This is a genomic window from Loktanella fryxellensis (assembly GCF_900110065.1).
In the GTDB taxonomy this organism is placed as follows: domain Bacteria; phylum Pseudomonadota; class Alphaproteobacteria; order Rhodobacterales; family Rhodobacteraceae; genus Loktanella; species Loktanella fryxellensis.
On record NZ_FOCI01000051.1, the window covers coordinates 1 to 6,073 of the forward strand.

The 6,073-nt window shown below is 58.4% G+C and carries 4 protein-coding genes, 1 tRNA gene and 1 rRNA gene; 4 read left to right on the top strand and 2 right to left on the bottom strand.

Annotated features, from left to right (window positions below; translation table 11 throughout):
- From BMX16_RS16905 to BMX16_RS16920, 4 genes are all read left to right on the top strand, one after another.
- Positions 1–1,033: helix-turn-helix transcriptional regulator (locus BMX16_RS16905; RefSeq protein ID WP_245731737.1), on the top strand; the 1,033-nt coding region annotated here is incomplete at its 5' end.
- Positions 1,034–1,059: 26 nt separating this feature from the next.
- On the top strand, positions 1,060–1,725 hold the full coding sequence (locus BMX16_RS16910; RefSeq protein ID WP_177174722.1) for a HEPN domain-containing protein: 666 nt from the start codon (positions 1,060–1,062) through the stop codon (positions 1,723–1,725).
- A gap of 419 nt (positions 1,726–2,144) precedes the next feature.
- Positions 2,145–3,227 carry an AAA family ATPase gene (locus tag BMX16_RS16915; RefSeq protein WP_089905930.1) on the top strand — a complete coding sequence of 361 codons (1,083 nt, stop codon included), beginning with the start codon at positions 2,145–2,147 and terminating at the stop codon, positions 3,225–3,227.
- Positions 3,133–5,598, top strand: a complete 2,466-nt coding sequence (locus BMX16_RS16920) for a S8 family peptidase (RefSeq protein WP_245731739.1) — start codon at positions 3,133–3,135, stop codon at positions 5,596–5,598. The genes BMX16_RS16915 and BMX16_RS16920 overlap by 95 nt, the downstream gene beginning before the upstream one ends.
- 146 nt (positions 5,599–5,744) lie before the next feature.
- On the opposite strand, the gene BMX16_RS16925 is transcribed toward BMX16_RS16920, so the two are convergent.
- A tRNA-Met gene (locus tag BMX16_RS16925) sits at positions 5,745–5,821 on the bottom strand.
- A gap of 51 nt (positions 5,822–5,872) precedes the next feature.
- Positions 5,873–5,987 (bottom strand): 5S ribosomal RNA (gene rrf, locus BMX16_RS16930).
- Positions 5,988–6,073 lie beyond the last annotated feature (86 nt).

Sequence of the window (6,073 nt, forward strand, 5' to 3'; positions counted from 1 at the left end):
ACATGAATCCCTCTCGGATTTGTGCAACAGAGCCCATCAAGGTAAGTTCATGTCGTTTTCCAAAGCGCAGGACTTGATCAGGCTCGCAAGGCTGGCAGCATCTCGGCGCAGTGGGATCAGCCTCGATGAAATCTGCGAAGAGTTCGGCATTTCGCACCGGACTGCGCAGCGCATGACAGATGCGCTGGAGACCACCTTCATGAACGTAGTAGCCGAAGATGGCGATGACCGTCGCCGTAGATGGCATGTTGCGGATCCGATACTTGACCGGCTGCAGCCCCGGCAAGAGACTGCCGTTGAAGCATTGGAGATCGCTGACCGATCAGCGCAGGCCGATGGCCGCTTCCGCCACGCCTCTGCCCTTGCCGATTTACGTCACGGTCTGCTTGCGCGTCTTGCACCAAAGGACGCCGCGCGCACCGAGGCCGATGCCGAAGCCGTTCTGACCGCGATGGGGTCCGTGACCAGACCCGGCCCGAGGGTCAACCTCGCCCCAAGAGTCCTTGATGCGGTGATTGAGGCCTTGCGCGGTCCGTTCCGATTGCAACTGCGCTACGGCGACCCCGACGCGCCGGAGCGGGTGATCGAACCGCACGGCCTGCTTTTGGGGCACCGCAGCTATCTTGTCGCGCGGCAACCGTCACGGGGTGACACGATCCTGAACTTCCGCATGGATCGGATCCATACTGCGGAAGCCTTGGACGAAAGCTTCGCCTTCGCACCTGGATTTTCGCTGGAGGATTATGCAGCGCAGGCCTTTGGCGTGTACCAGGATCCTGCGCAGTACGGCGAGGTGATCTGGCGCTTTGCGCCTGAGGTCGCTGTGCGTGCCGCCGAGTTCCGCTTTCATCCCACGCAAGCTCTGGAACTTCAGGATGATGGCAGCCTGATCGTGATGTTCCACGCGGCGGGGTGGCTCGAGATGGCATGGCATCTCTATCAATGGGGCAACAAGGTCGAGGTTGTTGCCCCGGAAGGGCTACGATCTTTGGTGGAAGGCTACCAGCGATCAGATTTTGACGGGCTGCCGTGATCGGCTTTCAGAAAAGGAATTGAACGATGAAGGATGCCTTTGACCATGCTGCCCTGAAGGCCAAGCAACGCGCCATCCGTGCGGGTTTTCCCGAAACGATGGGATTGCGGGCCCATCGCGCCATCAGCTGGATCGGCCGCGCCGAAGCTTGCGGCGACGATGATGACGCTCGCTTCATCTTCCTCTGGATCGCCTTCAATGCGGCCTATGCCGACGAGCGAGAGTTTCAGACGGTAGCCCCTGGTGAACGTGCTGCTTTCGTGGACTTCTTCGGCAAACTGGTGGCTTTGGATGCGGGGCGGCGCATTTACAATGCACTATGGCAGCGGTTTTCCGGGCCGGTGCGGATGCTGATGGAGAACCGCTATGTTTTCAACCCGTTCTGGCAGCATCACAATGGGATCGACGGCTTCGCGGACTGGGAAGATCGCTTCAAGGTATCGGCACGCGCCTTTGCTCAGGCGTTCCAGGCCGGTGACACTGTCAAGGTGTTGAGTTTCGTGTTCGACCGGCTCTACGTCCTGCGCAATCAGTTGGTGCACGGTGGCTCGACCTGGAACAGCGGTGTGAACCGGGCGCAGGTCCGGGACGGTGCCGCGATCCTCACCTTTTTGATGCCGGTCTTTGTGGATCTGATGATGGACAACCCGGGTAAGGACTGGGGCAAGCCGTTCTATCCTGTCGTTGAATGACGCCACCAACTCACTTCTGGCTCGATACTTGTGGATGGGTGGTGCTATCCTCCGACCAGTGGCCAGAAAAGAAAAAGCGCCCGCAAGACCTCTCTCCGGGCGCACCTCTACGATGATTGGAACTTGCGTCAATGGGGGCAGAGTTGCCAACGCATTTCTTCTATCCTTTACTAAGACATAGGCGATCTTGGGATCAGTCTGCGACTTCCGCAGCGACACACCCTTGGGGTCCAAATGTGAGCATCGTCGAGAACGCAAGGATCGGAAGGGCGCCGACGATCAAGATGCCTGAGGGCAACGCGACGGAAAAACTCAGGCCCGGATGCCGGTTTTGCTGGCGCATCAGCCATCTAGATTGCTAAACAATGGCGAAAGGCGCAGATTTTAGGCTGCGCCGAGAAGGTCGTAAAGGCTCAAAAATGGCTTCGGCACAGCAACTTATCGGGCTCATAAAGAGCCACGCAGAGGGGGACGAAGAGCGCTTCTTCGATCTCGCGATGCAGCTTGCCGCAGCGGAAGAACAGCGCGGCCACAACCGGCTAGCGGAACAGCTGCGGCAATGGGCTGAAGCATCAAAGACACCGAAGACCAATGCGACTGCGAAGTTGACACCGCTGGCGGCTCCGCGCGGCGATCTCGCGGGTATCTTGGGCGCACGATATCCGACGACAACGCTCAACGACCTGATTTTGCCGGATCACCTCTCCGACGAACTGCGTCAAGTCGTTGTAGAAACTCGGAAGCGTGATCTTCTTGAAGAGAAGGGGCTACATCCACGTCGACGGCTCCTCTTTTCGGGCCCTCCAGGCACAGGAAAAACCCTGAGCGCTGAAGCATTGGCAGGCGAACTCAAGTTCCCCTTGTTCACAGTCCTGCTTCATGGGCTGATCACCAAGTTCATGGGAGAGACCGCGCAGAAGTTGCGCCTAATCTTCGATGCGATCCGCACAACTCGCGGCGTTTACCTGTTCGACGAAATCGACGCGCTGGCGGCATCTCGCGGAAATGAAAATGACGTTGGTGAAGCTAGGCGAATTCTGAACTCGTTCCTCCAGTTCCTAGATGAAGATACCGGCCCGTCTATCGTTGTCGCCACCACGAACATCCCTGAGATTCTGGACAGGGCAATTCTTCGGCGCTTCGAACTCGTGCTGCCATACGAGCTGCCATCCAGAGAGGCAGTTCAAAAGGCTTTGCGGCGGCGCTTGATCGGTTTCAGCGTCAATGATGTGGATTGGGATGCTGTGTCGAGGGTTGCGGAAGGTCTTTCAACCGCAGATGTTGTTGCTGCGGGAGAAGATGCCGGGCGACGCGCTGTCTTGTCCTCAACCGACAGGATTTTGACCGATACGCTTATAGCATCAATGGAGCGTCGGCGTTCGTTACATGGACTTGGAACATCGCTGAATGGAACGCAATCGCCCTCATCTGATCATAAACGGCCCCGGACAAGCAGTCGCGTTCCAGGCAAAGGTCAGCGGTCAGACAAAGCATCCGAGTGACATTCCTAATCGCCGCGCGCATGCGCTGGCACTTTTGAGAGCGATCGATGAAATCGGGGATCCCGCGGGTCAGGGACGGCCTGGAGTCTATCTCGAGATTGAAGCGAGACCGAACGAACCGTTTGTGACCAAAAGTCTCGATTCCAGCGGTTTGCATCTCCTCAAGGTCGACGCTGCCGCCGAGAACGGTGCCGCTCCCGCCCGCGCTACAGTTTTTGCATCGCCAGCTGGCGTGGCCAATCTACGGAAAAAGGTCGAAGCCTTTCACGACGAGGACACGCCGAAAGGGCGACCTAAGAATGCCGATCTTGTGCAGAGCATAAGGGCCATCGTCGAGGCTGGGCTGCGCGCCCTTTGGCGGAGCCCATCAGCAAGATTTCCCGCAGACGACGGAACAACACATCCATGGGAAATCTGGCTGGACCGCAGTGGAGCCGACCATTTCATCGTGCACGCGCGCGGTATTGGGATCCGTTTTGAAGGCGGCGAAGCGCAAGCGGAAGGAGGGCGCCTAGAGTTTCCGGAAGACATAGTTGTTGTCGGTTACGGAACGCACGCCCAAATCGCCGAAGCCGTCCGCACCTTTGGGACGGTTAAAGCCCTTGCCGCCCCCACCGTCCTCTCGGACTACTTCGAAGGGATGCCACCGGAAGAACAGGCTGAATGGGCCAGGGCGATGGAAGGCCTCTTGCAGCCGCCCGCAGGAGCGGACCCGAGATACATTACGCTCCTCGACAGTGGCGTAGGACTGAACCATCCTCTCATTCGTCCATTTCTGGACCCGGCTGATCGTCACGCGGCGCAGCAGGGATGGGGTTTGGACGACACGAGGGGGCATGGCACCCAGCTGGCAGGCATTTCGCTTTACGGGGACCTGCTTCCGGTCATCCAAAGCAACATGCCGGTGCAGGTCCAGCACCGGCTCGAGTCCGCCAAGATCATCCCTGATGCTGGTCAGAATCCGCACCATCTGCTTGGCGCCGTCGTTCTCAAGGCAGTAAACGCGGTCGAGGCGAATGCGGCGCGAGGCAGAACCTTCTCGATGGCAAGCACGACAGACGAGGACACGCCTCACGACGGCGCTCCTACGTCTTGGTCGAGCGAGATTGACCAGCTCACCGCAGGCGTCTCGGGGAATCAGAAGCGACAGCGATTGTTCGTAATTTCTGCCGGAAACACGGACCAGAACCACTTTCGCGGCGGTGATTACCTTTCGATCTGTGATGATCCCGATCACGAGATTGAATCGCCTGCGCAAGCATGGAACCCAATCTGCGTAGGAGCCTGCACTGATAAGGTCAGGTTGCCTGCTGGTTTGCCCGGCCAGCCCGTTGCCCCTATCGGCGACCTTTCACCATCGTCGCGCACAGCAAGCTGGTGGAGGCACTGGCCGATCAAGCCCGACGTGGTGATGGAAGGAGGCAATTGGGTACAGGATCGCCTTCCGCCCCCAATGAAGCACTCCGCGCTCTCGCTGCTCACGACCGACCATCAGTATCCATTGCGGTCACTTACGACGACCGCAGACACCAGCGCGGCAACAGCACTTGCCGCGAAGGCTGTCACGGAGCTCTGGGAGGATTACCCTGCCCTATGGCCAGAGACGATACGTGCGATTTTCGTCTCCTCGGCTCGATGGACGCAGCAGATGAAGACGCATCTGCCGGCAAATCCCTCAAAAGGCGACTTCGCGAAGCTGTTTCGACGGTATGGCTACGGCGTCCCAGACCAAGCGCGTGCTCGGCGCAGCGCAGCGAATGCGTTGTCTCTCATCGTCCAGGATACGATTATCCCATATCGGCCGAGCGCCACGGCCGGGGCTGACCCTGTCCACAATCAGATGAAGTTCTTTGAGCTTCCTTGGCCTCGCAATGCCCTCAGGGCGCTCGGCGCCGCTGAAGTAACGCTACGAGTTACACTGAGCACGTTCATTGAGCCAAATCCCTCGGAAGCGGCACGTGGATCAAAGTTCCGCTACGCATCGCATAATCTTCGCTTCAAGCTCAACCGTGCCAATGAGAACCAGGCGCAGTTCAAGGCTCGGATAAACAGGCTAGCGGATGACCCGGAAGCGGAAGCTGTGGGTGACAATGATGGATGGGTCTATGGGCGGAACCGACGCGATGTGGGGAGCTTGCACATCGACGAGTTGCGGTGCGCGGCCTCGGATCTCGCCCAGAGGAACATGCTTGCGGTCCACCCAGTGGCAGGTTGGTGGAAATCGAAGTCGACCCAGAACGTCGGCCAGAAGACGGCGCGCTTCGCTCTCGTCGTTGAACTGGACACCGGAGATGTCGAAACGGACCTCTATACGGAGGTTGAAGCAGCAATTGCAGCGATGAACGCCGCGCAGGTGCAGGTGGTTGTTTGAGTGGAGATCTTTTCGGTAGCACCCTCGATGCGCTTGATTGCGAAGGACTTCTTTCCCTCTTGCTTCCACAGTGCTTCCACGGGTTTTGCAAACGCAAACGCCGCCCCAAGGGGCGGCGCATAAGCATTTGTTATCTAACAAGATTTTGGTTGCGGGAGTAGGATTTGAACCTACGACCTTCAGGTTATGAGCCTGACGAGCTACCGGGCTGCTCCATCCCGCGACAGAGTTGTGTTGCATCGTTCGAGAGATACTGTTTTGCGTTCTTTTTCAGGTGTGGCGATGACTTACTCTCCCACGTCTTGAGACGCAGTACCATCAGCGCAGTGGCACTTAACGGCCGAGTTCGGGATGGGATCGGGTGTTTTGCTCACGCTATGATCACCACACCAAAGAAAGAACGCGCGGTGGTGGTGCAGGGTCCTGCTTGCGCAGGGACCCGGCGACCGTTCGTCCACCGTTTGGTATCAGCGGT